General features: G+C 71.6%; 18 protein-coding genes and 1 pseudogene. 12 read left to right on the forward strand and 7 right to left on the reverse strand.

Translation table 11 applies throughout. The features are described 5' to 3' along the window. Positions 1 to 327: 327 nt before the first annotated feature. Positions 328 to 429, reverse strand: coding sequence for a putative leader peptide (locus ACIQRW_RS30445; protein ID WP_403766223.1), 102 nt, complete (start codon positions 427 to 429; stop codon positions 328 to 330). Between the two features lie 74 nt (positions 430 to 503). Between ACIQRW_RS30445 and ACIQRW_RS30450 the strand changes: the two genes are divergently transcribed. Further along, positions 504 to 926 carry a secondary thiamine-phosphate synthase enzyme YjbQ gene (locus tag ACIQRW_RS30450; protein WP_403766226.1) on the forward strand — a complete coding sequence of 141 codons (423 nt, stop codon included), beginning with the start codon at positions 504 to 506 and terminating at the stop codon, positions 924 to 926. A 52-nt stretch (positions 927 to 978) separates the two neighbouring features. Here the strand turns inward: ACIQRW_RS30450 and recA are convergent, their stop codons facing one another. Both recA and ACIQRW_RS30460 read right to left on the reverse strand, forming a co-directional pair. After that, positions 979 to 2,055, reverse strand: coding sequence for a recombinase RecA (gene recA / locus ACIQRW_RS30455; RefSeq protein WP_403766228.1), 1,077 nt, complete (start codon positions 2,053 to 2,055; stop codon positions 979 to 981). Positions 2,056 to 2,381: 326 nt separating this feature from the next. Beyond that, a complete protein-coding gene (locus ACIQRW_RS30460; protein WP_403766231.1) occupies positions 2,382 to 3,620 on the reverse strand; it encodes a PucR family transcriptional regulator in 1,239 nt (412 codons plus the stop codon). Between the two features lie 170 nt (positions 3,621 to 3,790). On the opposite strand from ACIQRW_RS30460, the gene ACIQRW_RS30465 reads away from it, so the two are divergent. Both ACIQRW_RS30465 and ACIQRW_RS30470 read left to right on the forward strand, forming a co-directional pair. Then, positions 3,791 to 5,203 carry an alkyl sulfatase dimerization domain-containing protein gene (locus ACIQRW_RS30465; RefSeq protein WP_403766234.1) on the forward strand — a complete coding sequence of 471 codons (1,413 nt, stop codon included), beginning with the start codon at positions 3,791 to 3,793 and terminating at the stop codon, positions 5,201 to 5,203. 2 nt (positions 5,204 to 5,205) lie between these two features. Then, positions 5,206 to 6,552 (forward strand): MFS transporter, encoded by a 1,347-nt coding sequence (locus tag ACIQRW_RS30470; protein ID WP_403766237.1) that lies wholly within the window; start codon positions 5,206 to 5,208, stop codon positions 6,550 to 6,552. Here ACIQRW_RS30470 and ACIQRW_RS30475 read toward each other — a convergent pair. Further along, positions 6,542 to 7,087, reverse strand: a complete 546-nt coding sequence (locus tag ACIQRW_RS30475) for a hypothetical protein (protein ID WP_403766331.1) — start codon at positions 7,085 to 7,087, stop codon at positions 6,542 to 6,544. The genes ACIQRW_RS30470 and ACIQRW_RS30475 overlap by 11 nt on opposite strands. Between ACIQRW_RS30475 and ACIQRW_RS30480 the strand changes: the two genes are divergently transcribed. Then, positions 7,005 to 7,574: an HAD family hydrolase gene (locus ACIQRW_RS30480; RefSeq protein WP_403766240.1), complete on the forward strand. Its 570-nt coding sequence runs from the start codon at positions 7,005 to 7,007 to the stop codon at positions 7,572 to 7,574. The genes ACIQRW_RS30475 and ACIQRW_RS30480 overlap by 83 nt on opposite strands. 1,312 nt (positions 7,575 to 8,886) lie before the next feature. Here the strand turns inward: ACIQRW_RS30480 and ACIQRW_RS30485 are convergent. Together ACIQRW_RS30485 and ACIQRW_RS30490 are read right to left on the reverse strand one after the other, a co-directional pair. Next, positions 8,887 to 9,354 (reverse strand): annotated as a pseudogene (locus ACIQRW_RS30485) (DUF4157 domain-containing protein); the annotation flags it as partial. A gap of 544 nt (positions 9,355 to 9,898) precedes the next feature. Beyond that, positions 9,899 to 10,888 carry a mannose-binding protein gene (locus ACIQRW_RS30490; RefSeq protein ID WP_403766242.1) on the reverse strand — a complete coding sequence of 330 codons (990 nt, stop codon included), beginning with the start codon at positions 10,886 to 10,888 and terminating at the stop codon, positions 9,899 to 9,901. A 284-nt stretch (positions 10,889 to 11,172) separates the two neighbouring features. Here ACIQRW_RS30490 and ACIQRW_RS30495 point away from each other — a divergent pair, with 284 nt between their 5' ends. From ACIQRW_RS30495 to ACIQRW_RS30510, 4 genes are all read left to right on the forward strand, one after another. Further along, a complete protein-coding gene (locus tag ACIQRW_RS30495; protein ID WP_403766244.1) occupies positions 11,173 to 11,901 on the forward strand; it encodes a type VII secretion system-associated protein in 729 nt (242 codons plus the stop codon). Then, a complete protein-coding gene (locus tag ACIQRW_RS30500; RefSeq protein ID WP_403766247.1) occupies positions 11,898 to 13,193 on the forward strand; it encodes a ricin-type beta-trefoil lectin domain protein in 1,296 nt (431 codons plus the stop codon). Before ACIQRW_RS30495 ends, ACIQRW_RS30500 begins: the two co-directional genes overlap by 4 nt. Before the next feature lie 143 nt (positions 13,194 to 13,336). Further along, positions 13,337 to 16,648, forward strand: coding sequence for a right-handed parallel beta-helix repeat-containing protein (locus tag ACIQRW_RS30505; protein WP_403766250.1), 3,312 nt, complete (start codon positions 13,337 to 13,339; stop codon positions 16,646 to 16,648). After that, positions 16,645 to 17,892, forward strand: coding sequence for a S8 family serine peptidase (locus tag ACIQRW_RS30510; RefSeq protein WP_403766253.1), 1,248 nt, complete (start codon positions 16,645 to 16,647; stop codon positions 17,890 to 17,892). Before ACIQRW_RS30505 ends, ACIQRW_RS30510 begins: the two co-directional genes overlap by 4 nt. A gap of 46 nt (positions 17,893 to 17,938) precedes the next feature. On the opposite strand, the gene eccCa is transcribed toward ACIQRW_RS30510, so the two are convergent. Continuing rightward, positions 17,939 to 21,973, reverse strand: coding sequence for a type VII secretion protein EccCa (eccCa, locus tag ACIQRW_RS30515; protein WP_403766256.1), 4,035 nt, complete (start codon positions 21,971 to 21,973; stop codon positions 17,939 to 17,941). Between the two features lie 401 nt (positions 21,974 to 22,374). Here eccCa and eccD point away from each other — a divergent pair, with 401 nt between their 5' ends. From eccD to ACIQRW_RS30535, 4 genes are all read left to right on the forward strand, one after another. After that, positions 22,375 to 23,781 carry a type VII secretion integral membrane protein EccD gene (eccD, locus tag ACIQRW_RS30520; protein WP_403766259.1) on the forward strand — a complete coding sequence of 469 codons (1,407 nt, stop codon included), beginning with the start codon at positions 22,375 to 22,377 and terminating at the stop codon, positions 23,779 to 23,781. A gap of 47 nt (positions 23,782 to 23,828) precedes the next feature. After that, entirely contained in the window at positions 23,829 to 25,373 is a 1,545-nt protein-coding gene (eccB, locus tag ACIQRW_RS30525; protein WP_403766262.1) for a type VII secretion protein EccB, read from the forward strand. Positions 25,374 to 25,836: 463 nt separating this feature from the next. Continuing rightward, entirely contained in the window at positions 25,837 to 26,172 is a 336-nt protein-coding gene (locus tag ACIQRW_RS30530; protein WP_003970669.1) for a hypothetical protein, read from the forward strand. A gap of 90 nt (positions 26,173 to 26,262) precedes the next feature. After that, entirely contained in the window at positions 26,263 to 26,571 is a 309-nt protein-coding gene (locus ACIQRW_RS30535; RefSeq protein WP_003970670.1) for a WXG100 family type VII secretion target, read from the forward strand. Positions 26,572 to 26,605: the final 34 nt, after the last annotated feature.

Raw genomic sequence — 26,605 nt, forward strand, 5'->3', positions numbered from 1 at the left:
CGCACGGATGCGGGGCGAAAGTTCGAGGAGAGGAGGGGAAGGAGCGGGGGAGCGACGCACAGAAGCGAGGAGGAGGGGCGGCCGCGGGCATGCCGGGGTAACCCCGTACCCACGCGCCACGACCGACCTGGAGGCGGCCGACGGGGGCGGCGGAAGGCAGGAGTAACCACGGTGCGATCAGCGGTCGCGCGGCGGCACTGAGCCGGAGGCGACTACGCGCCTACGCGACCAACACGACTACGGAAAGGGCGAACGACGGAGTACCGCAGGCACAGCCGTGCGGTGGGAAACCGCGCTGGGAACGCTCCGGAAGTCGCTGGGAGAACGTCAGCAGCCGCGACAACACGCGGCGGAAGCCACTCGCAGCAGGTCGATGTGACCGCGCGAAGTGAGCAGGGCTGATCGGAACATGGTGCTGAACGTAGTCATCCGGTCGGGACACGGTCAATGGTGTCTCGGAGCGTGGACGCGTCATCTCACACCTGTGGGGTGAAGATGGAGGCATGTCCTCCTCCTTCACCACCAGGGTCCTGAACATCACCACCGGTACGGCCGAGAGCGTCACGGACCTGACGCGCGCCTGCGAAGAGTTCCTCACCCGCACCGCGCCCGGCCGCGACGGCCTGCTCAACGTCTTCGTCCCCCACGCCACGGCCGGGATCGCCGTACTGGAGACCGGCGCGGGCAGCGACGACGACCTGCTGGCCGCCCTCCACCACCTGCTCCCCGCCGACGACCGCTGGCAACACCGCCACGGCAGCCCCGGCCACGGCCGCGACCACGTGCTCCCCGCCCTGGTCCCGCCCCACGCCACGCTGCCGGTGATCGGCGGCAGGCTGGAGCTGGGCACCTGGCAGTCGGTCTGCCTGGTGGATACGAACAGGGATAATCCGGAGCGTCAGGTGCGGTTGAGTTTCCTGGGTTAGCCGGTCCTTTCGGCGGGATTGCAGAGGGGGAGTCCGGCCGTGCTCACGTCTGTCAGGCGGCGTTTCCCGCCGGGGCTCGTGCGGCGTCGGGAACCTGGCCGGTGTCGGCACCCTCGGCGACCGCGTCCTTCACCGGCACCCCGATGCCCAGCTTTTCCAGGATCTTCTTCTCGATCTCGTTGGCGAGGTCGGGGTTGTCCTTGAGGAAGTTGCGGGCGTTCTCCTTGCCCTGGCCGAGCTGGTCGCCCTCGTACGTGTACCAGGCGCCGGCCTTGCGGACGAAGCCGTGGTCCACGCCCATGTCGATCAGACCGCCCTCGCGGCTGATGCCCTGGCCGTAGAGGATGTCGAACTCCGCCTGCTTGAACGGCGGGGCGACCTTGTTCTTGACGACCTTGACGCGGGTGCGGTTGCCGACGGCGTCGGTGCCGTCCTTGAGCGTCTCGATCCGGCGGATGTCGAGGCGCACCGAGGCGTAGAACTTCAGCGCCCGGCCACCGGTGGTGGTCTCCGGGGAGCCGAACATCACGCCGATCTTCTCGCGGAGCTGGTTGATGAAGATCGCCGTCGTTCTCGTCTGGTTGAGCGCGCTGGTGATCTTGCGGAGGGCCTGGCTCATCAGACGCGCCTGGAGACCCATGTGGGAGTCGCCCATCTCGCCCTCGATCTCGGCGCGGGGCACCAGGGCCGCCACGGAGTCGATGACGATCAGGTCGATCGCGCCGGAGCGGATCAGGATGTCGACGATCTCCAGCGCCTGCTCACCGTTGTCCGGCTGGGACAGGATGAGGTTGTCGATGTCGACGCCGAGCTTCTTCGCGTACTCCGGGTCCAGTGCGTGCTCGGCGTCGATGAACGCCACCGAACCGCCGAGCTTCTGCGCGTTCGCCACCGCGTGCAGCGTCAGCGTGGTCTTACCGGAGGACTCCGGTCCGTACACCTCCACCACACGGCCGCGCGGCAGACCGCCGACGTCGAGGGCGACGTCGAGAGCGGTCGATCCCGTGGGGATGACCTCGATGGGCTCGTTCGGCCGCTCACCCAGGCGCATCACCGCACCCTTGCCGAACTTCCGCTCGATCTGTGCGAGTGCGGTGTCCAGCGCCTTCTCCTGGTCGGTTCCTGCCATGAGCTGTCACCCGGTCCGATTGAGTGGCACGCCGCACGTCGGAGAACGTGGGCGTCTACTGCCGACAACGGACGTTTCGGAGATCCAAAAAACGAACACCCGATCGAATTTCGTGTCCAGTGAAAGGTATCAAACCGAAAGAAGCGGGACGGGGTGCGCGCCGGACCGTTCCGGACACGTTCCGTGCCAGGCCGCCGGAGGGCGACGAGGGTTGAGGTGAAGGGCGGAAGGCGGTGACGGTGGGGGAGCCGGGGGTGCAGGTGAGGAGGGGCTGCTCCCCAGGCCCGCCGAGCCCGGACCCCTGTACGACCTGACGTACACGACGGTCACTCGGGCACGTCGCCCCGGAGCACCAGTGCGGCCAGGGCAAGGGCGTTTCCGCGGGGGGAGGCGATGTCGAGGCCGGTGAGGTGGGTGATTCTTGCGAGCCGGTTGTCCACGGTGTTGGGGTGGAGGCCGAGATGGTGTGCGGTGGCGCGGCGGTCGTGTCCGTGTTCGAGGTGGATGCGCAGGGTGTCGATGAGGTCGGGGCGGTCCTCGAGGGGGTTCAGGAGAGCGGCGATGCGGTCACTGCTCTCGTCGTGCCGGGAGAGGTGGTACTCCAGTAGGACATCGTCCATGAGGTGCAACCCTGGGGGCCGGCCGCAGGCACGCGAGATCCGGACGATCTCGGCGGCGGTGCGGGCGGCGTCCGGCACGTCGTGGGCAGTGGCGGCGGTGACCGAGGCCAGTCTGACGTCGTCGCCGCAGACCTGCCTCAGCGAGACGCACAGTTCCTCGCAGGTGCGGAGGCCGTCCTTGTCGTTGGTCCGCTGGGCAACGATCACCTGACCTCCGCCGACGCCGAGCAGTGACACGGCCCGGGTGTCCAGGCTGCGGTCGACGGCGGCTTGGACGCGGCGGACCAGGCGGCGGCCCGCGACGTTCGTGGCCGCCGTACCCGGCTCCTGCGGCAGGTGCAGGTGCACGACGAGACAGGAGCCTTCGAGGCCCAGCTCCTCGAAGGCACGCTGAGGAGACACCGAGCCGTCCAGCAGGCCGCGAACCAGACCGCGATGGTGCTCGCGGCGCTCAGCCGAAAGCGTGGTCTGTTCCACGACGTAGGTTTCGGTCACGGCGCCGATGACGGCTTCGTGGCCGTGCAGGAGGAAGTCGACTAGCTCGATCAGCGCACCCGTTTCCTCGTCGGTGGCCTCGTCCCGGAGCGCCTGCCACAGCACATAGACGGCTGCGGAGTGGCTGCGCAGAAGCGTGTGCAGGGGCATGCCCTCCGCGGCGCGCTGCGCAGCGCGCTCGCGGAAGAGGCTGTAGTCCCCGACGCGCCCCTGGGGGTGCTGGACGCGGCGCAGGAAGAGACGTAGGCCATTGCGGACCGTCGCCGCGACCTCCACGTCCTTCACGTCGTCGGGAAGTTCGGAGTAGCCCGGCAGCCGTTCGAAGGCGTCGCGGGCCATGCTGCGGGCGAGCTCGTTGACGCGGCTCTCGCAGCGCGCGGCCAGCGCCTGCGCGGCGGGGGACGGCGCCGGATACGTCGTGCGGCGCTCGGGCAGCGGGTCGCTCGGCACGAGCTCTCCCTTCGGAGGTGCCTGTGACAGGTCACAGGAGCAGTCGTCTTTGGCTGTGAGGACGACGGATGTCCCCCCGTTCGCCTCCGGCGCAGACTCTACGCACATCAGGGGGCCGCCTCCGTGGGCAGGACGGCGGCCCATGGGCGATCGCGAGGGAGCCGGACGCTATGACAGAACACAATTCAAGCGGTTACATGGCGTACGCGGACCGAGTCTGGTCCGGCGAGGAGACGCTGCTGGCCCACTTCACGGGTGCGTTCGCGAGCGGCGGTCTCGTAGCGGTCGGCGAACGGACCGGGTTCTTTCCCGCCTTCGCGAACGTGGCGGTGTTCGACACCGGGGACGGCCTGGTGCTGGTCGACTCCGGAGACTTTCGTACGGCGACCCAGCTGCATGCGTCGGTGCGCGAGTACTCGGCGGATCCGGTGAGCTGCGTCGTCTACACCCACGGTCATGTGGATCATGTCTTCGGTGTGGCGCCGTTCGACAAGGAGGCGTCCGACGCCGGTACGCGGCTCCCCGAAGTCTTCGCGCACGAGGCGGTGGCGGGGCGCTTCGACCGCTATCGGGAGACCGCCGGGTACAACACGTGGATCAACCGCCGCCAGTTCGGCGTTCCGTCCCTGCAGTGGCCGACGGAGTACCGCTACCCGGACACGACCTACCGGGACCGGCTCACCGTGCGCCGCGGGGAGCTGACCTTCGAGCTGGTGCACGCGCGCGGGGAGACGGACGACCACACCTACGTGTGGATCCCGGAACTGCGCACCCTGTGCACCGGTGACCTGTTCATCTGGAACTCGCCCAACGCGGGCAACCCGCAGAAGGTCCAGCGCTATCCGGTCGAGTGGGCGCGGGCGCTGCGCGACATGCAGGAGCTGGACGCCGAAGTGCTGCTCCCCGGGCACGGGGTGCCGATCCTCGGCCCCGACCGCATCCGACAGGCGCTCGGCGACACGGCGGAACTGCTGGAGTCACTGTGCACCCAGACGCGGGACCTGATGAACGCGGGCGCACGCCTCGACGAGGTGCTGCACGGGGTGCAGATCCCTCCGGGCCTCCTGGAGAAGCCGTACCTCCACCCGGCGTACGACGAGCCGGAGTTCGTCGTACGCAACCTCTGGCGGCTGTGGGGCGGCTGGTACGACCAGAACCCGGCGAACCTCAAGCCGGCCCCCGAAGCGGCGCTGGCCGCCGAGCTCGCCGACGCGGCGGGTGGCGCGCAGGCACTGGCGGAGCGGGCCGGGCAACTGCTCGGACGCGGGGAACTGCGTCTGGCGGCACACCTTGCCGAGACCGCCGCGCTGGCCGCACCGGCCGACCGGGAGGTGGCCCGGATCCGGGCCGAGGTCTTCGGCCGCCGGGCCGAGCGGGAGACCTCGACGATGGCGCGCGGCGTATTCAACTGGGCGGCTGCCGAATCCGCCGCCGTCGCCGGTGGCACGGACCTCGCCACCGAACTGACGCGCAGCGACGAGGGACGGCGGCGGGCGGCGGGAGCGATCAGCGTGGGCGTCATCGACGATGACAGCTGCGGTTGCGGCGTGCCCGTGGACGACAGCACCCAGGAAGGGGTGTGACCGTGGAGGCGACGAATGCCCCGCTGCGCGACGGCAGCCCGGCGACCGTGCCGTCGGCCGGCCGGCCGGCTTGGACGACCACGTGGCTGCTGTTGGCCTTCATGCTGGTGAACTTCGCCGACAAGGCCGTCCTGGGGCTGGCCGGCCCGGAGATCATGAAGGAGTTCGGCATCGGCCGCCAGGAGTTCGGCACCGCCCAGGCCGCGTTCTTCAGCCTGTTCTCGCTCTCCGCGGTGGGCGTGTCGTTCCTGACGCGCAAGGTGCGCACCTCGGTGCTGCTCCTGGTGATGGGCCTGCTGTGGTCAGTCGCCCAGCTTCCGATGCTCTGGGCCGCGGCGGGCTTCGGGACGCTGATCGCGACGCGCGTGCTCCTCGGCTTCGCCGAAGGGCCCGCGGCACCGGTGGCGGTCCATCACGTGCACGGCTGGTTCGAACAGCGGGAGCGCACCCTGCCCACCGCCATTCTTATGGTGGGCGCGGCGGCGGGAGTCGCGGTGGCGGCACCGACCCTGGGAGCGGTGATCTCCCACTTCGGCTGGCGCTGGGCCTTCGGAGCGGCGGGTCTCGCCGGTCTGCTGTGGGCGGTGGTATGGGCGGTGAAGGGCAAGGAGGGGCCGCTGGCCCCGCCGGTGGGCCGCCGTGCGCACCTCGCGGACGAGGGGCCCGGATCTGTGGAGGTGCCGCTGCGGTCCGTCTTCCTCTCCGGCACGTTCATCACCGCGGCCTCGGGCGCGTTCGGGGCCTACTGGGTGATGAGCGCCAAGCTCACATGGCTGCCGGACTATCTCCAGACGGTCGTCGGCTGGAACCTCGGGCAGGCCGGTGCCGCGGTCGGCGGGGGTGCTGTCGCCAACGGCGTGGTCCTTCTGGCGCACGGTCTGCTGGCCCGCCGGGCCACTCTGCGCGGCGCCAGTGGGAAGCTGCCCGCCGGCGCGGGCGCCGGTCTGCTGCTGGTGGTCTCGGCTGTCGCGGTGACCGTGTTCGCGACCGTCGACACGCTCTGGATCAAGGTCCCGATGATGTTCGGCCCGATGGCTCTCGCCCTGGTCATGATCACTGTCGCGCAGACGGCCATCGCCCGGATCACACCGCCCTCCCAGCGCGGCGTCGTCCTCGGCGCGCTGGTGGCGGTCTTCGCTCTGGGCGGGATCGTGTCGCCCTTGGTCCTCGGCCGGATCGTGGACAGCGCGGCGAGCGCCACGATCGGCTATCAGAACGGCTGGCTCGTCACGGCGGCGCTGCTCCTGGGCACCGGCCTCCTGGCGGCCCTCTTCATGCGCCCGGAGAAGGATGCCCGGCGCCTCGGCGTCCCGGAATCGCCTGCCTCCGGGGTCCCCGTCAGCCACTGAAGGGGCGGCCCGGCGTGCTGGTCAGACCGGTCCGCCGGTCGCCGCCGAGACCGCGTCGTCGACGGTGCGGTGGAGGCCGTACGGTCCAGCGCTGTCCGCCAGGGCGTGCCGGGTCAGGTCCTGTTGGGCCCGTGCCCGTACGTGGGCGGGCCAGGTGCAGGGCGATGTCCTTCCCGGCCAGTTCCTCCCGCAGCTTGTCCAGCGTGTCGAGGACCGCGATGCCGAGCCGGTAGCTGCTGGTCAGGTCAGGACGACGGCACGCGGCGGGGGTCGGTGCGTGCGACCTGGGCCGGCGGTGGCGGCCGTGCGCGGGTGCTGAGCGACGTCGGCGCACAGGTGGTGCCGGGCAGCCATCCGAGGACGGCGACGTCGCGGCGGTCGGCGGCGCTGATGGCGAGCACGAGGACAGGGCCACGGCGAGCAGCGGCGCGGGCAGGTCGGTGAAGAGCTGGGTGAGGAAGGCCTCGGTCAGCAGGATCAGGCCCGCGGCAGTCAGACACCATCGGGGTACGGCCGCCCGCGCCGGTCGCCGCACCGGCCCTGCGCGAAGCGCTTTTACGCCCGCTGTCGGAGTTCGCCGATACCGCCGCACCGCGCCGGGTCTCTCGGGTATCACGGAGACCGTGGGCTGGTGCCGTCGGAACGGGTTGGTGCCCGTGCTGGCCACTCTGGCCTGGTCGCCGGTCGGCAGTTACCTGACCGACCGCTTCGGCTTCCACGCGTTCTGCGGACCTCGGCTGGAGACCGATGGCAACCGGTTCACCGGACGCGTCGCCCGCCACTTCGACGAGTACGACAAACGAGATTTCGCCCTCGCGCAGGCCCGGGAGCTCGGGTTGGCTCCCGGCTCGTGCGGGGCCGTCGGAGACAGCCGATCCGACCTGCCCCTGTTCGCGTCCGTCGGACTGAGTGTGGCGTTCGACGCCTCGGCAGGAGCACGGGTAGCGGCGACGGTCACGGTGGACGGCGGCGACCTACGCGGCGTGCTCCCCACCCTGAGCCGCTTGGTCACCACTCGTTGACGGCAGCGACGAGCATGGTCGCCTCGTAGCGGACCGCGGGCTTGTCGTCTCGCGTGGCGACGGCACGGTGGCGCTTGAGGCGATTGGTCCCGCACTCGACCGCATGGCGCTCGCGGTTGGGGCGGATCCTTGGCCGGCCCGGCCCGATGCGGGGAACACGGACCTCCTCCAGCACGGGTTCGAACTGAGGCGAGTCGTGAGACCTCCCCGCCCCATGAACCGAGGTCATCCATCGTTCAAGATCTACTTTGGATTCACCCGCGCCGCCTGATGGTCCACCTGGAAAGCCGCTGCGCTCGGGACCGCTGCGGAAAGGAGGCCCGGAGCGCAGCGGTGCTGTTCGGGCGAGTCAGACGCCCAGGGCGAGGTGAGGGCTTGCAAAGCTCGTTAGCGGTCAGGCCCCCTAAGACTTCTTCTTCCGTTTACTCTGAGAAGCCCCAGAGATCCTATTCTCAAGCTCTTTCCCTATTTCCGCCTTCAGGGAGATGGCGGCAGTCCTGTGTACCTCATTTACCATCACCGTGATTCCCCGGTCAAGCGTTCCCAGTGTTTTCTCTACATAGCCACTCCAGTACCTCAGTGAACCTGCGAAGTCATCAGCTCCTGCCGTACCCTTACGAAGCTTCTTAACGCCTGCCAAAAGGTTCCTGGCGTATGAGACTAGCCACTCTTCCGTTTCGTTCACGTATGCCGGATCGGCGGAGATTCCAGTTCTTCTTGCATTCTCCAGCTCCCACACGTGGGTCTCTATCTCCTGCATCGGGATCTGGACTTCGGTGAGCCCTGATTTCTCATAGGCGAACGCATATATGAGATCATCCGAGCTTTCGGCCGTATCATCCGGCTCGCCTGACCGTTGCGCAACGTGGATGAACTCGTGCCGGACCGTGCTGTAGAGAATGGCTGGGCTCTTGAACGCATCGCGCAAAAAGGACAGTGAGACTTCGCCTTGCGTGTCCGTCTCCGTCAGGGCCACAGGCTTTCCTGGCCCCGCCTCCTCATCCTTGTACTCGATGAGAATTTTTTCCGGACTTATCTCTTCATAAAATTTCTTATCATCTTCATTCGCCCTGTTGTTGAGGTCGTGGAAGACATGGCTGTAGAGCTCTCTCAGAATTTCTGTCCGCTGGTCCGGAGTTGTGGCGTTCTTGATTTTCGCGACAAGTTCTTCGGAGAGTTCTGGAACTTCACCAGAAACCAACTGGCCCTGAGGGGGGTCTATTTCATCGGTCGCGATTCGCTGAACCGCGCCGTCCGTTTCCCTCTCCCGCTCATCGACCGGCCGGTGCTCCTTGTCTCCGTTCTGGGAGCCTGCGTCCGCACGGGAAGGAGCGGGCGCGCGCATCACCTTTGCCGCGTTGGCCTCGGCTTCCCTCTCGAAGCGGTCCGAGGGGGCGGAGACGCTCAGTCCGTTGCCGTTATCGGTGCCCGCGACGGGGCCCTGACGCTGCTGGATGACGTGGGTGAGTTCGTGGGCGAGGGTGTGCTTGTCGTTGCCGTGGTCACCGATGACCACCTGGGACCCCGAGGTATACGCACGGGCGCCGACCTCCGCCGCCGACTCCTTCGCCGCCGCGTTGTCGTGAATACGTACGTCGGAGAAGTCCGCGCCGAGCCGGGACTCCATATCGGCGCGGGTGGAGTCGTCCATCGGGCGACCCGAAGAGCGCAGCACGTCACGGACTGCCGAAGCCTGTACAGCGGGCTTCTGATGGCCGCAGCCCGCACCGTGCTCATGCCCCTCCGGCTGGGCCCGGCTACGGTCGGCCTGACGTAGCATCTGCACAACTGCGGCGTTGCCCAAACTGGCCTGTAACGCCGCCAACCCCGTCGGCGGAACGCCTGTCTGTCCTGCTCTGGAAGTGCGGCGAGAAAACTCCTGGGAATCTTTCTCAGCATTCTTCGCCAGATCATTGTATGGACGGCCAGGAGTCACATGAAGACCTTTCGAAGTGGACCTACACGCGTACCGCTGCACAGTAACGTTGCACTGCTGCGCCCGTCGCATGCTCGACCCGCAGTCCAGGCGGATGCCGGCACCTTTCAGCACGTGCTGGTGGATCGGCTCGGTGATCACCGTGCCGACCGAGTAGGTGAGTCAGCCACTGTCCCCGCTGGGCGGGCCAGGCGACGAAGTCGTGGGTGCCGAGTGTGCGATCACCAGCACCTCGTCGAGGTCCGCGGTCACCGTCCCGTTCGCATCGGTCGCTTTCCGGTCGGCCAACCGCCAGACCTGACCTGCTGGCGGACTCCACTCATGCCGTTGCCGGGTACGTGAGGCCTCAGCCTTGGCGTACGCCGGACCCAGGCGTACGCCGCATCCGTCAGGTCGACCAGACCACCCTGCCGTTGTGCACGATGACCACCTTGCCGTCGGGCCTCAGGACCATCCGGGCGCCGCCGAAGTCATGGGTCTTGGAGGCCCAGATCGCTCGGTCGTCGCCGTTGTGGATCACCAGGTTGCCGTCGGGCTGGAAGATCGCCCGGTGGTTCTCGCCGAAGGTCATGGCGGCCCAGATCGGCTTGTTCTGCTCGTTGTAGACGACGAGGTTGCCGTCCTGCTGCATCGTCATGCGAATGCGGTTGGTGGCCCAGGACTGGCCGACCCCGATGGAGCTGGTCGCGGAGACCGTCTGGGTGCCCCAGTTCGGCTTCGGGGCAGCCTTGGGCTTCGGTTTGGGTGAGGCCTTGGGCTTCTCGGCGGGGGCGCTCGTCCGGGGCGCGGGTGCGGGTGCGGGTGCGGGCGCCACGGGTGCGGGAGCGGCCTTCGTGGGGGTGATCTTCTTCTGTTCCGTCGGGGACGGCGTGGGCTTCACTGCCACGTAATCGTCCAGGGCCGCCGGGGCCGATTCGGGGTTGAGGACCGTGTCGGCGCTCCCGGCGACCGGGGTGGTGCCGGGGTTCCGGGGCTCCTCGTCGTTCGCGCTGCCCATCAGCAGCACGGGTATCGCGACCAGGGCGGCGCCGACGAACGCGGCCCCCGCCAGGATCGGTGTGCGGGGGCGTCCCTTGTCGACAGCGGTGACGGTCCGGGTCTCCGGCGTCGTGCCGATGGCCGCTGCCACGCCGTGGCCCTCCGCGCGGGCCTCGGGGGCCTCCGGTATCTCGGCCGGCTTCGCCGTGGCCGAGGGCTCGGGCGGGGCGGAAGCCGTCTCTTTGGCCGGAGTCGTGGAGGACTCCGCCTCGCCGGTCGGGGCAGCGGGCTGCGTCTGTGGCGCCGGTGCGGCGGACGGCGAGGGCGGGGCGCCGGACTCCTCCGGGCGGGCGGTGGCCGCCGCGGTGCCGGCGCCGGGGGCGGGGTGCTCGGGGGACATGCGGTGACTCCTCCTCGGGGGCGCGCCCAACGTAGCCCGTCATGGGGGTGGCGGCGGTGTCCGGTCCCGAACTCCCTCCGGTGCTTTGTCCTCCCGCGCCTCACTGGTCCCGGAAAGTTCTCTGTTCGGGCAGCAAACGGGCACGTGGGGAGGCCGATACGGACCCGGGGCCGAGCCCCGTGGGCGGTGCTCGTGTGACATCCTGATGGCTCCCCGATCTGATCACTGTCGGCGGCGAGTGTGCCGTTCGGCGCTCAAGAACGCGTACGGAGCCAAGAGTTCAGGTGGAGATACGTCCCGGAGAGCGGCAAGTGGGCGGACAGGGCGTCCCGTTCGGCGTTTCCGGTGCCTCCGGAGCGTCCGACGGGCCCGAGGCGTCCGGCTCCGGCGGCACCGAGGTGGTCGATGCCTCCCTGGTGCCCGATGCCGTGAAGGACGCCGCCCGGCGGGCTCCGGGGCACTGGGTCGGGATCGTCGACCCGGAGTGGGCCGAGGAGCGGACGCCGCCGGAGTGGGCTGTGCTGGGGGAGTGGCGGTCGGACGAGAACGGGGGCGTCGGGGAGTACCGCGCCAACCCGACGTACCGGCCCTCGGCGCGGGTTCTCGGGTGGCCGGAGCCCACCGATCCGGTGGACGCGGCGGCCCAGCGGGCCGCCACCGGGTACGGATCGGTGGAAGCGGCGCTGGAGGCACTCGCGGAGGCGGAGGTCACCGTCGTGCGCGGGCCGGACGGCGGGCCGCTCACGGCCGCCGGGCGGGACGGGGCGCCGGTGCTGCTGTTGTTCACCTCGCCCACCCATGCATTCATGTCCTCGGCACTTCACCATGACAGCCTTCCCGCCAGGGAGTTGGCCAGGTCGGCGCGGGCCGTCGACGCCCTGCTGATGGTCAACGCCGGCGCCGCGGCTCCGCTGCTCGTCCCGGCCGACAGCCTTCTCGGACCCGTGAGCGGGACGGGCGACCCCGGCTCGACCGAACCCTGGCCCCACACCACAGGGAGGACCACCCCGTGACGCGTTCGTCCCAGCAGACCCCCGCCTCCCCGGAGGCTCGCACGGAGTCCGGCGCCGAAAGCGCGGAAAGCGCCGGGAGCGCGGAAAGCGCCGAAAGCGCGGAAATCGCCGGGAGCGAGGGGGCGGCCGCGAGCGCCGCCTCCGGCGGTCCCGCAGCGGCCACAGCTCCCGCTGTGCCCGGTACGGCCGCAGGGCCAGACCCGGAGGCGCCGGAGAGCGAGAAGTCCGCAGAGCGGAAGGACCCCGAGGCCGCGGCCGACCCCGCCGACCCCGTGTCCACCCGGTCGGAGCCCATGGCCCCCGAAGCCAGGACCGGAACCGCTGAGGCCCGGCCCGGAACCCCCGACGCCGGCCCTGCCCCCGATCACGATCCCGGTCCCGATCCCGGTGCCTCCGCCGCAGCGCAGAGCCGGCTCCCCGCCCTCGTACGGACCATGACGGCCACCGCCATCGACCGGCCACAGCCGCAGGCCGGGCCCGTCGGGCGGCCGGGCAGGGCGGTGCTCGCCGGGGCGGCGGTCGCGGGCGCGCTGCTCGTGTCCGTGCCCTTCCTCGTCCTGGCCGGGAACGACGACGACGGGCCCAAGCGGACGAATGCGGCGGCGGCCGGTACCGTGCTCGACGGGACCGGGCAGGAGGCGCCGGGCGAGTTCGCCGTCACCGCGCCCGAGACCAGCCCCCCGGGCGACGGCAAGGGGGGCGAGGGGAAGCCGGAGAAGTCCGCCGAGCCCGTGCGGCACGTTCCCGTGCCCGCCGCCGCGGCGGGCACGGACAAGGACGCGTCCAAGGCGAACGACACCCCGGAGAACCCGCCCAAGACGGCCGACAGCCCCGAGGCGAAGCCGAAGAAGGACGACCAGGCGAAGAACCAGCCCGCCAAGGCCGCGCCCGCCGTGACCCTCAGCGGGCCCGTCTCCTTCCGCAGCCACCTCTCCGGCCGCTGCGTCGACGTCCCCGGTCACAACTTCAACGACGGCCAACCGCTGTTCATGTGGGACTGCAACGGCGCCGACGCCCAGAAGTGGCGCTTCGCCTCCGACGGCACCATCCGGATCAAGGACAAGTGCCTGGACGTCGCCAACGCGAACTTCAACGACGGCGCGCGTATCCAGATCGCCTGGTGCAACGGGGCCGACGCCCAGAAGTTCGCCCTCAACGGCGCCCATGACCTGGTCAACACCGCCGTCGGCAAGTGCGTCGACATCCCCGACCACAGCCGGAACAGGGGCCCGGAGACCTATCTGATCCTGTGGACCTGCACGGGCCTCGACAACCAGAAGTGGAGCGTCTGACCTGAACGCCCGGGTGCCGGGAGCCGCTTCCGGCACCTCGTGCGCCCGGGCGAGGAATGATGGCACCGCCGGATCGCCGACACGCGTCCCCGGCGAAGAGGGGCGTCCGTCGAGGACGCCGCCGTAGCAAGGAGGTTGGTGCGTTGTCGCGCCAGGTACTGACGGTCGGCCCCGAGGACCGCTTTTCCACGATCGGTGAGGCGCTCGCCGCCGCCCGTACCGGTGCGCTCATCAGCGTCCGGCCCGGAACGTACGCGGAGAACCTGGTGATCCACACCCGGGTCACCCTCACCGCCGCCGAGGGGCGGGGCACGGTGGAGATCCGGCCGCGCGCGGGAAGCGTCATCGCGCTGCGCGCCGACGCCGTCATGCTCTCCGAACTGACCCTGCGCGGCGGCGACGCCGAGCTGCCCGCGGTCGATGTGCGGCGCGGACAGGCCGCGTTCGACGGGTGCGAGATCGTCGGCGCCGCCTGGACCGCGATGCTCGCCGGCGGGACCGGCTCCCTCGCGCTGCGGGACTGCCGGGTGAGCAACCCGCAGGGCGCGGGCATCGTGGTCACCTCCACCACACCCACCACCGTCGAGTCCTGCACGCTCGAACACCTCGGGACCAGCGGCTTCGTCCTCGCCGAACAGGGCGAGGCACGCATCCGCGACTGCACGGTACGGGGCGCCCGCGGCAACGGCCTGCTCGCCAACGGTGAGACCCGTGGCACCGTCGAGGACTGCGACATCTCCTCCACCGACAAGCCCTCCATCGCCCTGGAGGGCGACTCCGCCGTCTCGGTCGTCCGGACCGTGGTGCACGACACCAGCACCGGCGTGCACCTGAGCAGCGCGGGCCGCACCACCCTGGAGGACGTCCGCGTCACCGGCGCCTCCGGCAACGGAATCGCCCTGGCCGGGGGCACCGACCCCGTACTGCGCCGCTGCCGTGTCTCGCGCGTGCGCGGCCACGGCGTGGTCGTCACCGACCGGGCGCGCGGCACCTTCGAGGACTGCTGGGTGGACGGCGCACAGAGCGCGGCGCTGCGCGTCGCCGGGGCCTCCTCCCCGGCGCTGACCGGGCTGACCGTCCGTGACTGCGAGGGGGCCGGGCTGCTCCTGGAGGAGGACTCGGCGCCCGAGTTGGACCGCCTGGAGGTGATCGGCTCCTCGCCCGCCGTCGCCGTGCTCGGCGGCGCCAACCCGCTGCTGCGCCGGGCCCGTCTGGTCGAGCCCGCCGGCGACGGCATCGCGGCCACCCGTGACGCCCGGGGCCGCGTCGAGGACTGCGAGATCGTCCGGCCGAAGGGCGCCGGTGTACGCGTGGCCTCCGGCTCCACCCTCTACCTGGCCGGTGGCGGGGTCTCCGACACGGCCACCAGCGGCCTGGTCGTCGAGGACGGCGGCAACGTCACCGTCCGCGACTTCCGCGTCGAGACGAGCGGCGAGGAAGGCGTGATCGTTGCCGCCGGCGGCGAACTGACCGCCAACCGCACCTCGGTGCACGCCTCCAAGGGCCACGGCTTCCTCCTCCGGGAGGGTGCGCTCGCCTCGCTCAGCGGCTGTGAGGCGGGCGGCGGGGCCCAGGACGGCTTCCGGGTGGAGTCCACCGCCCCCGTCTCCCTCGTCAACTGCGCCGCCCGGGAGAACGAGGGCGGCGGCCTGGTGCAGACCGCCCCCGGTGACCGGCTCGCCGTGGAGGGCCTGAACAGCGTCGGCAACGGCAAGCGGGACGCCTGGGGCAGCGGCAGCGCCGAGAACACCGACCCGGCAGGCTCCGGCGCGGCCGACGCGCCCCCGCCGGACCGCGCGGACGGCCCGCTCGGCGCCCTCAACGCGCTGATCGGCCTGGAGAACGTCAAGCAACAGGTGGGCACCCTGGTCAACCTCACCCGGCTCGCCCAGCGCCGCGAACAACTCGGCATGCCCGCACCGCCGATGAGCAGGCACCTGGTGTTCGCCGGCCCGCCCGGCACCGGCAAGACCACCGTCGCCCGCCTCTACGGGGCGATCCTGGCCGAGCTGGGTTCGCTGCGCAGCGGCCACCTGGTGGAGGTCTCCCGCGCCGACCTGGTCGCCCAGGTCGTCGGCGGCACCGCCATCAAGACCTCCGAGACCTTCCAACGGGCCCTGGGAGGCGTGCTGTTCATCGACGAGGCGTACACCCTCACCTCGGACAGCGGCAACGGCGGCGCCGACTTCGGCCGCGAGGCCGTGGACACCCTGCTGAAGCTCATGGAGGACCACCGCGACGACGTGGTGGTGGTCGCGGCCGGCTACTCCCGCGAGATGGACTCCTTCCTCGGCTCCAACCCGGGCCTGGCGTCCCGCTTCTCACGGACCGTCGGGTTCGAGAACTACTCGGTGCCCGACCTGGTCGCGATCATGGAGAGCATGTGCGCCCAGCACCAGTACGAGCTGGGTGAGGGCACCGCCCAGGCGCTCGCCGCGCACTTCGGTGCGATGGACCGGGACGCCGGATTCGGCAACGGCCGTGCCGCGCGCGGGGTGTTCGAGGAGATGGTGGACCGGCAGGCGGTCCGGCTCTCCGCACAGTCGCAGGTCGGCGAGCGCGATCTGCGGCTGCTGCTGCCCGACGACGTCTCCGCCACCGCCGCCGCTTCGGCCGCCGGGACCGCCGCGCCGGCCGACGACCCGCTCACCCGCCTAGGCGACATGATCGGCCTGGCCGGGGTGAAGCGCGAGGTCGCGGACCTGGTCAACCTCATCACCACCGCCCGGCACCGGGCCGCCGCCGGGCTGCCCGTCCCCTCGCTCAGCAACCACCTCGTCTTCACCGGCCCACCCGGCACCGGCAAGACCACCGTCGCCCGCCTCTACGGGGAGGTGCTGACCCAGCTCGGCGTCCTGGAGCGCGGCCAGTTGATCGAGGCGGCCCGCGCCGACCTCGTCGGCCGCTACATAGGCCACACCGCCCAGTTGACCCGCGAGGTCTTCGAACGGGCGCGCGGCGGTGTGCTGTTCATCGACGAGGCGTACACCCTCACCCCGCGCGGCGGCGGCGCCGACTTCGGCCAGGAGGCGGTGGACACCCTGCTGAAGCTGATGGAGGACCACCGCGACGAGGTCGTCGTCATCGTCGCGGGCTACACCGACGAGATGGAGCGCTTCCTCGCCTCCAACCCGGGGCTGTCCTCCCGCTTCCCGCGTCGGATCTCCTTCGCCGACTACTCTTCCGAGGAACTGGTCACCATCGTGCGCGCCCAGGCCGCGAACATGGGGTACGAGTGCGGGCCCGGCACCGGGCCCCTGCTCAAGGAGTACTTCGACGCGGTGCCCCGCGACCGCTCCTTCGGCAACGCCCGCCTGGCCCGCCAGGTCGTCGAGTCGATGGTCACCCGCCAGGCGGGCCGGCTCAGTTCGCTGGCCGCACCCACCCTGGACGACCTGCGCATCCTCCTCCCGGCGGATGTCACGGCCGCAGCACCCGAGGCGGCCCCCCGATGAGGCCGCCCGCCCGCCTGCTGTACGGCGCCGGGCTCACGGCCGCCCTGATGCTGCCCGTGGCCGTACCCGCCCAGGCAACGCCCCTCGCCCGTACGCCGGCGGCGCTCGCGGCCGACGGGAAGAAGGGCCAGGAACTGCCCGGCATGCCTTCCGCGCTCGACCCGCGGGCCGACGAGGTGGTCTGCACCCCCGCCTCCGAGGAGAAGGCGAAGAAGCAGGACTGGTCGCGTCAGCGCCTCGACCTGGACCGGCTGCACCAGCACTCCACCGGGGCGGGCGTCACCGTCGCGCTGATCTCCACCGGGGTCGACCCCGACGCCACCGGGCTCGACGGCCGGGTCACCGCCGGGGGCACCGCCGCCGACGACTGCGTCGGACACGGCACGTTCCTGGCCGGGCTGATCGCCGGGAGCGGCGGGAACACCCCGAAGCTGGCCGGAGTCGCCCCCCGCGCGAAGGTCCTGGCCCTGCGCGGCACCGACCGGCGGGGGCGTCCGAGCCCGGCCCTGGTCGCGGCGGCGGTGCGCGAGGCGACCGAGGCCCGGGCCGGCGTGATCGCGGTCGCGGTCGCCCTGCCGCGCCGGGACAAGGCGCTGACCCGGGCGGTCGCCGAGGCCCGCCGGGCGGGCGCGGTGGTCGTCGCCGCGGCCACCCCGGACCCGCCGTCGCGGGGCTCCGCCGACGAGATCCCCTCCCGTACCTACTGGCCAGCCGGCGAACCGGGCGTCCTCTCGGTCGCCGACATGCTGCCCGCCGGCACCCGACCGGACAGCGCCCTGCCGACCGGCACCGTCGACCTGGCCGCTCCCGGCGCCGGGGTGGTCTCCGGCGGGCCGCGCGGGGCCGGGCACTACCTCGGGGGAGGCGTCGCGGTGGCCACCGCGTACGCCGCCGGGGCCGCCGCGGTCGTCCGCGCCACGCACCCCGACGACTCGGCCGACGCGGTGGCCCGCCGACTGACCGCCACCGCCTACCCGGCCGACCTTCCGCAGCTGGACGCCTACGCCGCCGTCACCACGGTCCTCGGCGACGCGGTCGCACCGGCCGCCGGTGCGGAGCGTGCCGCCGCACCCGTGGCCGTACGCGACACCTCCGGCACCGACCGCGCCACCGGCCGGGCCACACTCTTCGTCCTCCTCGGATCGGCCGGTGTCCTCGCCGTCCTCTGGGCCGGTTTCGCCCTCTCCCGGGCCCGTGCCCGGGGCTGGCGCCCGGCGGAAGCGAGCACCCCGGGCAAGGGCTGAACGTGTGCGGCGCCCTCTTCGGGGAGGGCGCCGCAGGTCCGTACGCTCAGCCCTCCTCCACCAGCGCCGTCTGCATCAGCCGCGGCTTGCGGCGGGCGATGTGCAGGGCCCGGCCCGGCGGGAGGTTGAGCGGCTTCGCGTTGCCGAAGAGACGGCCCTCCGTGGGCGGGCAGGAGAGCAGGACCGCCGGGTTGTTGGCCTCGTCGAGGCGGCGGACGAGACCGTCGCTGAGACCGCGGCCCGCACCCATGGCGCTGCGGGCGACGACCAGGTGCAGGCCCATCTCGTAGCCGAGCGTCAGACTCTCGAAGAGCGGCTCGAAGGGACTCTGGAAGGAGTTTCCGGAGACCATGTCGTAGTCGTCGACCAGGATGAACAGACGCGGCCCCGTCCACCAGTCGCACCGGCGCATCCGGGCCGGGGCGATGTCCGCGCCCGGGACACGGGTCTTCATCGCACGGGCCGCGCCCTCGATGGTCTCGTTGAGGTTGTCGAGGGAGATCACGTGCCCGATGCGGTACTCCTCGGGGATGGCGTCGACCAGGTTGCGGCGGTAGTCCACCGCGATGATCTTCGCCTCCTCGGGGGCGTACCGGGTGGTGATGCCCTTGGTGATCAGGCGCAGCAGGTTGGTCTTGCCGCTCTCGGTGTCGCCGACCGCGATCAGGTGCGGGGTGCGGCTGAAGTCGTGCCAGACCGGTTCCAGGGCGTCCTGGTCGAGGCCGAGCGCGAGGCGCATGCCGCCGCCCTCCGTGGCCTCGGGCGCGGGCAGGTCGGCGAGCGGGAGGCGGTGCGGCAGCATCCGGACCTGGGGGGCGGGAGGCCCCTGCCAGTGCCGCGAGATCTCCGCGACCAGGTGGGCGACGCCGTCGCCGAGGTCCTCCAGGGAGCCGCTGCCGTCCAGGCGGGGAAGGCCCGCGAGGAAATGCATCTTGCTGTCGGCGGTGATACCCCGGCCGCCGGAGCGCGGCACCGAACGGGCCTTGCGGGTGTCGATCTCGGAGTCCATCGGGTCACCCATCCGCAGCTCCAGACGGGTGCCGGCCTGGTCGCGGACCTGGGCGGACAGCTCCACCCAGCGGGTGGTGGTGATGATCAGGTGGATCCCGTAGTTGAGGCCACGGGCGGCGAGTTCGTTGAACTTCGGGATCAGGTCGTCGTAGTCCTGGCGGACCGTGGACCAGCCGTCGACCACCATGAACACATCCCCGAACGGCTCCTCGGGGAACTCCCCGGCGGCCCGGCGACGCCGGTAGGACTGCATGGAGTCGAGGGTGTGGTCCACGAAGAACTGCTCGCGACGGGCCAGGAGCGTCATCACCTCGGCCACCGCACGGTGCACCCGCTCCGGGTTGAGCCGCGCCGCGACCCCGCCGACGTGCGGGAGCGCGGCGAGCTGAGAGAGCCCGCCGCCGCCGAAGTCCAGGCAGTAGAACTGGACTTCGGCCGGGGTGTGGGTGAGCGCGAGGGCGGCGATGAGCGTGCGGGCGAGCGTGGACTTGCCGCTCTGCGAACCGCCCGCGACGGCGACGTGGCCGCCCGCTCCGGAAAGGTCCACGATCAGCGGGTCACGGCGCTGTTCGAAGGGCTTGTCCACGAGGCCGACCGGGACCCGCAGCCGGCCGGCGCCGGGCCACCCGGCGGCGACCAGACCGCGCCCCTCGTCCGGCGCGATGCCCGGCAGCAGGGCGTCCAGCGGGGACGGCTCGTCCAACGGCGGCAGCCACACCTGGTGGGCGGCCGGCCCCGAGCCGCGCAGCCGGTCGAGCGCCACGTCGAGCAGCGCCTCCTCGTCCTCGGCCCCCTCCTCCGCCTCGGGCTCCGGCTCGGGCGGGGTCTCCAAGGTGCGGGGCACCACCCACCCACTGGTCCACGGCACCACCTGACTGGCGACCCTGGCCTGTACCACCGCACCCGTCCGACGCCGGTACGTCCCCGAGGAGTACGCGGCGCGGAACCGGGTCAGGGCCTCCACACCCGACTTCAGATAGCCGCTCCCGGGCGCGGCGGGCAGCTCGTAGGCGTCCGGGACGCCGAGCACACCGCGGCTCTCCATCGCGGAGAAGGTGCGCAGCCCGATGCGGTACGAGAGATGGCTCTCCAGCTGGTGCATGCGCCCCTCGTCCAGGCGCTGCGAGGCGAGCAGCAGATGCACGCCCAGCGAGCGGCCGAGGCGGCCGATCATCACGAACAACTCCATGAACTCCCGGTGTGTGGAAAGAAGTTCGCTGAACTCGTCGACCACCACGAACAGGCTGGGCAGCGGGGCCAGATCCGCCCCGGCGGCGCGGGCCCGCTCGTACTCCAGGGCCGAGGTGTAGTTGCCCGCCGAGCGGAGCAGCTCCTGACGGCGGATCAGTTCGCCGTGCAGGGCGTCCTGCATGCGTTCCACCAGGGCGACCTCGTCGGCGAGGTTGGTGATGACGGCGGAGGTGTGCGGGAGTTCCTCCAGGCCGAGGAAGGTGGCACCGCCCTTGAAGTCGACCAGCACGAAGTTGAGCGTCTCGGAGGAGTTGGTCAGGGCGAGGCCGAGGACGAGGGTGCGCAGCAACTCGCTCTTGCCGGACCCGGTGGCGCCGATGAGCATGCCGTGCGGGCCCATGCCGCCCTGCGCGGACTCCTTGATGTCGAGCTCGACCGGGCGGCCGTCCACGCCGACCGCGACCGGCACCCGCAGCCGGCCGGAGCCGGAGTGCTTGTCGAACAGGGACTGCGGTTCGTGCCGGTGCAGGTCGGGGATGCCGAGCAGGGTGGTCAGCTCGACGTCGGTGTCCAGCGGCTGCGCGATGTCGGCGCCGAGGCTCATCCGGCGCGGGGTGAGGAGCCGGGCCAGCGACTGAGCGCCGAGCGGGCCGAGCCGGTCGGGAACGCCCAGCGGCACCGACCGCTCCTTGCGGCTGCGGTCGGTGCGCACCAGGCTCACCCGGGCGGGCCCGACGGTCAGCCGCAGGGTGTTGCGGCCGGGCCGCCAGCGCAGCGCCCCGGAGGCGTCGAGGATCAGGGCGTTGCGGTAGCCGTGCCCCTCCCAGCGGTGGCCCTCCGGGACGGTGACGCCGTCCAGCACGACGACCGTGTACGGCTCGTCACGGCCGGGGCGGGCGTCCGGGTCGAAGCCGGGGCGCTCGGCGAACTCGGCGCCGAGCAGGTCGTCCAGCTCGCTGAGGTCGGCGGTGATCCGGCGGGCCTGCCCCGCGCCGTCCTCCTCGTGCGGATCCAGCACGTGCGGCAGCCACTTGACCCACTCCCAGTCGGGGCGCCGCTCGTCGCTGACGCAGAGGGCGATCCACAACTCCTCGGGCGCGTGGAACACCGCGAGCTGTCCCAGCACGGCGCGCACCAGGGCACGTACGGCGTCGGGACCGTCCGACTCCTCGCCCCGCTCCCCGGGAGCCTCCGCGACCCCTTCGCCCGGCGCCTCCTCCGGGCGCAGCAGAATCCGGGCCGAGGAACGCAGGTAGAGCCCCAGCGGCTGCTCCGGGATGGTGGAGTAGGCGCGGATGAAGCGGCGCAGGGCGTGCGCGCAGAGAGGTTCGAGGTCCTCCACCGGGCGCGTGGAGACGGGGTTCAGGGTGAGAGCCAGCTGCTGTTCACCGACCGCGAGCCGGACCTCGCCGAAGTCCTCGTCCGCCGGGCGGCGCTCCCACAGCCGGCTGGTGCGGGCCAGCGAGCGGAGCGAGGCGGGTTCCGGGTGACGCCAGGCGAGCGCCCGCTGCTGCTCCGCGATGGTGGTCCGCACCCGCTTGCGGGTCTGGGCCAGGTAGCGCAGGTAGTCGCGGCGTTCGCCCTTCAGCCGCTGTTTGCGCTCGCTGGACCGGCGCATCAGCTGACCCAGCAGCATGGCACCGGCGGAGAGCGCCATGACGCCCATCGCCAGATACATGAAGACACCGTTCCCGCCGCCGGGGCGCAGGAACATCAGCATCATCGACACCGACATCAGCGCCATCGGCAGGTAGGTCCACACCGCCGAGGTGTCGGGCACCGACTCGGCGAGGACGGGCGGCTCCTGGAGGGTCAATTGCCCGTCGGGCATCTCCGGCCCGCGCCTGCGGGCCGGGCGGCGAAACAGCACGACACTCAAGGAACAGAACCTCCGGTTCACTGACTTTCCGGCCCGCCGAATACCGGCGTACCCGGCAGGGGGAAAGACCGCACCAGGCTGATTCCCGGGGCGGCACGCGCCCCGATGAACGCCGGGTGAATGTCTCGAGCGGATAGCGCGGAGCGGTCAACTTCCGTGATGGCCAACCACCTACCGGATTCGGAGCCCGGTCCGCAGCACGACCGGTGGCCGCAGGCAGTAGTCTGCATTCACGGAACGCGACCTGTCCACGCGGGAGGGGCGGTCGCCGGGTGTGCGGGCATAAATTCCCTGCCCGGCCCACCGGTTCACGGCCGCGCGGACTTTCCGTACTGTTCGCACATTCCCTCTCCCGGGGAAGTCCTCTGTCAAAGCCTGCACGGAAGACGAGAGTTCTGCTGATGACCGACAGTGCGGTGGCCGAATCGTGCCGCCTGACCGTACGTGCGCCGAGCGTCACCATCGATCTGGCCGTGCCCGCCGACGTACCGGTCGCCGATCTGCTCCCCACCCTCCTGCGGTACGTCGGGGAGGAGGCCGAGGAGGCCGGGCTCGACCACGCCGGCTGGGTGCTCCAGCGGCTCGGCGACGCCCCGCTCGACGAGGAGACCACCCTGGCCCGCGCCGGGCTCGCCGACGGAACCGTGCTCCATCTGCGCCCGCACACCGAGGCGCTCCCCGAGGCCCGGCTCGACGACCTGGTCGACGGGATAGCCGAGACGGTGGGCCGCCGGCTGCACACCTGGCACGCCGGGGCGGCCCGCGGCCTGCTGGTGGGCACGGCCGTGGCGGCCGTGGCGGCCGCCCTCCTGCTGGTGTTCCGGCCGGGAGTGAGCGGTTCCGCCACCACCCGGGCGGCCCTCGCGGCGGTGGCCGGAGTGCTCCTCCTCGCCGGTGCCGGCTCCGCGAGCCGGGCGGTCGGCGACCGGCTCTCCGCCACCGCGCTCGCCCTGCTGGTCGCCCCGTGCTTCGCGCTGGTCGGCTGGGTGCTGCCGGGCGGCGACCTCTCCGGCCCCGACGCCGCGCAGGTCGCGGGGGCGCGGCTGCTCGCGGCCGGCGCCGCGGCGGCGGGCGGCGCGGTCCTCGCGCTCGCCGCCACCGCGGTCGGCGCCCCCGCTCTGCTGGCCACCGCGGTGGTCGCCGTGGCCACCGCGGTCTCCGGGGCCCTGATGGGCTACACCGGCCTGGACGCGGCGGCCGCGGTGGCGCTGGTGGCGACGGTCGTCGCGCTCGCCGCCGGGGCGGTGGCCCCCTTCGCCTTCAAGCTGGCCGGGATGCGGATGCCCGCGCTGCCGTCCTCCGCCGGGCAGCTCCAGGAAGGCATCGACCCGTACGCGGGCGACGAGGTCGCCGAGCGCACCGAACTCGCCGGACGCTGGGTCACCGCGCTCTTCGCCGCCACCGGCGCCATCGCCGCCGCCGCCCTGGCGGTCCTCGCCCACACCCCGGACCTGCCCGAGACGCTCACCGCGCTCGCGCTGACCCTGCTGCTTCTCCTCCACTCCCGGGGGCTGGTCCACATCGGCCAGCGCCTCACCCTGGCGGTGCCCGGCATCTGGGGGCTGCTGCTGCTCGCCCGGGCCTGGGCGGTCGACAGCGACGCCGACGGCCGCGTGGTGGTCTTCGGGGTGCTGCTCGCCGCGGCGGCCGTCCTCGTGACCGCCTCCTGGACGGTGCCCGGTCGGCGGGTGCTGCCGTACTGGGGCCGGGCGGCGGAGCTGGCGCACACCGGCCTGGCCGTCGCGCTGCTCCCGCTCACCCTGTGGGTGGCGGGCCTCTTCGGCTGGCTGCGCGGTCTGTTCGGCTGAGCCACCCCCCGTGCGCCGTTCCACCAGAAGCGAGTTGAGGAGAGGCTGTGCAGTCCAAGCGCGACCAGGTCCAGGCCCACGGTTTCATGATGGGCAGGCTCAGCTCGGGTCTGCTGACGGCCGACCCGGACGCTCCGGAGAGCCCCCTGGGCCGCACCACTCGGGGTGTCGTCTTCGGCCTGTTGGTGACCGTCCTGATCGGGGCGGGCGCCACCGTCTACGGGCTGCTGCGGCCCGGCGGGAACGACACCTGGCGCAAGGGCGAGCACCTGGTGGTCAACCGCGAGACCGGGGCCCGCTACTTGTGGACCGGCACCGACGGCGTACTGCATCCGGTGCGCAACTACGCCTCGGCGCGGCTGATCGGTGGTTCCGACCTCAAGGCCGTGGACGTCTCCACCGCCTCGCTGCGGGACGTCCCCGTGGGGTCCCCGGCCGGGATACCCGGCGCCCCGGACACCCTGCCGGGCCCGGGCGGGCTCGACGCCGGCGCCTGGCACCTGTGCGTCACCGGACCGGACGGCGCCCTGCCCAGCACCTCCGGCGCCGTCGCGGCCGCCGGTGTGGAGCGGCCCGGGGCCACCACCGTGGTCGCCGGGGCGCCGCTGGAATCCCAGGGTGTCGGCGCCGACCGCGGGGTGCTCGTACAGGGCCCGGACCGCACCGCGTACCTGGTGTGGCGGGGCAGCCGACTCCCGCTGGACCCCGACTCCGACGCCCGTAACGCCCTCGGTTACGGCTCCGAGCGGGCGATGCCGGTCTCGGCGGCCTTCCTCGACGCACTCGCACCCGGGCCGGCCCTGAAGCCGCCGGAGGTGCCGGGCCGCGGAGGTGAGGGGCCGGTGCTCGGCGGCGAACCGAGCAGGATCGGCCAGCTCTTCGAGGTCAGCGTGGTCGGCGGCGGCAGCACGTACCACCTGCTGCGGAAGGACGGTCTGGTGCCGCTGTCCCGGCTGGAGGCCGCCCTGGTGCTGGGGGACCCGGCCACCCAGAAGGACGCCTACCGGGGGCGCTCGCCCGAGGCCCGGGCGGTCGGCGCGGACGTGCTGCGTACGCACCGGTCCAAGGAGATTGCCCCCGCCGGCTCCGCGACCGCCGAGCTGCCCCGTACCCCGCCCGTCCCGCAGTCCGCGCCGCGCGGCACCGCGCTCTGCGCACAGGTGGACGGCGGCAACGGCGGCGCCAGGATCAGGTCGGTGCTGGTCCCGCTGACCGGGCTCGCCCCCGTCGCGGTGTCGCAGGGCACCGCCCGGCCGCTGGCCGCCGCCTGCGCCCGGACGGATGCCACAGTGGTACGCCCCGGGCACGGCGCCCTGGTCCGGGCGCTGCACGCGAGCGGTGCCGCACACGCGGGAACGACCTACCTGGTCGCGGACAACGGCGTGAAGTACCGGGTCCCGGCCAAGGACTCCCTGACGGCACTCGGTTACGGGGAGGGGGACATCGGCTCGGTCCCCGCACCCCTGCTCGCCGCTCTGCCGACCGGCGCGGACCTCGATCCGGCCGCCGCCTCCGGCGCCGCGGAGCCCAGGGTCACCGCCCCGAAATGTGGCGCTCCCGGCGCAGCCGGGACAGTCGACTCCCAGCCATGATCCAGGCAAAAGGCCCATACGGTGCCGAAGAAAGGGAAAAGGGCGGGGAAGCGGAATTTCGCACATGACTCGGCGTCGGCGGGGCGTCATTCGGTGCGGACCGGGCACGGAGGGAAACCTCAGAAAAAGCTCAGACAATTGAGCGCTCACCCTTCCGAGGAATCCCGTGAAAGGGGCGCACGGCACTGGAAACGGGCCGCCTCGATGACCGTTCGGATTCTCCGGCTGCCCGTTTTCCGTCCGCATCGACCGGTCCGGACGCCCAAGGGGCAGGGCCCGTTCACTTTGTGGAAACCTTCGGACAACTCCGTTGGCATGGAAGGATTCTGACGAGCCGACCTATGCTCAAATCTTCCTTACATGCGTTGCGCCGGGCGGGTATTTCTCTTTAGCCTCAACGGGCAACGGCGCGACGAGAAGTGACTCAACGAGACTCACCGAGACTCAACGAAGGGAGCGCGACATGGCGGACAGTGGCCAGAGGCGGGCGGACTATGCCAAGGGCTTGGGAGGTGTCTCCTCCCTGGAGTCGGCCCGGGCCGCGGTCGAGAAGATCCAGAACAACGTCGCCGAGATCGCCGCGCGTTCGGGCGTCGGCGGTGACGAGGGTCAGGCCCTGTTGAAGCTGTTCCGCAGCTGGAACGGCGAAGCGCAGAAGGTCGTCGTCCAGATCAGCAAGATGGTCGACGCGCTCCAGGAGAACGTGACCTCGGCCGACCGGCTGGCGAAGGAGAACCAGGACCTCACCGAGGTGCTCAACAGCAAGACCAGCCAGGGCGTCTTCGAGGCGCTGCGCTGACCCGTCCCCGACGGCACCGGCCCCTCTCGCGGAGGCCGGAACCTGTGAGCACCCCCGGGCCCAGGGCCCGGCCACCCGAGAGGAGATGTCATGGCCGACGGCATCATCGATGTGCAGTACTCCACGGTCCGCAACGCGATCGAGGAGCTGAAGCAGCAGACCCAGCAGATCATCACCACCCTCAACAACCTGGAGGACGAGCTCAAGCCGCTCGTGACCTCGTGGGAGGGTGACGACCAGCAGATGTACCGCGGCGTCCAGGCCGAGTGGGACCAGGCGACCAAGAACATGGCCCTGCTCCTCGGCGACAGCGGTGAGCTCGTCCAGAGCATCCACGACAACCACTCCCGCGACGAGCGCAGGAGCGCGGACAACTGGGGCGGTGTGCGCGCCCGATAGTCACCGCCGGGGTTCACCTCCGTCCGTACGGTGC

The sequence above is a fragment of the Streptomyces sp. NPDC091287 genome (assembly GCF_044768525.1).
Taxonomy (GTDB): domain Bacteria; phylum Actinomycetota; class Actinomycetes; order Streptomycetales; family Streptomycetaceae; genus Streptomyces.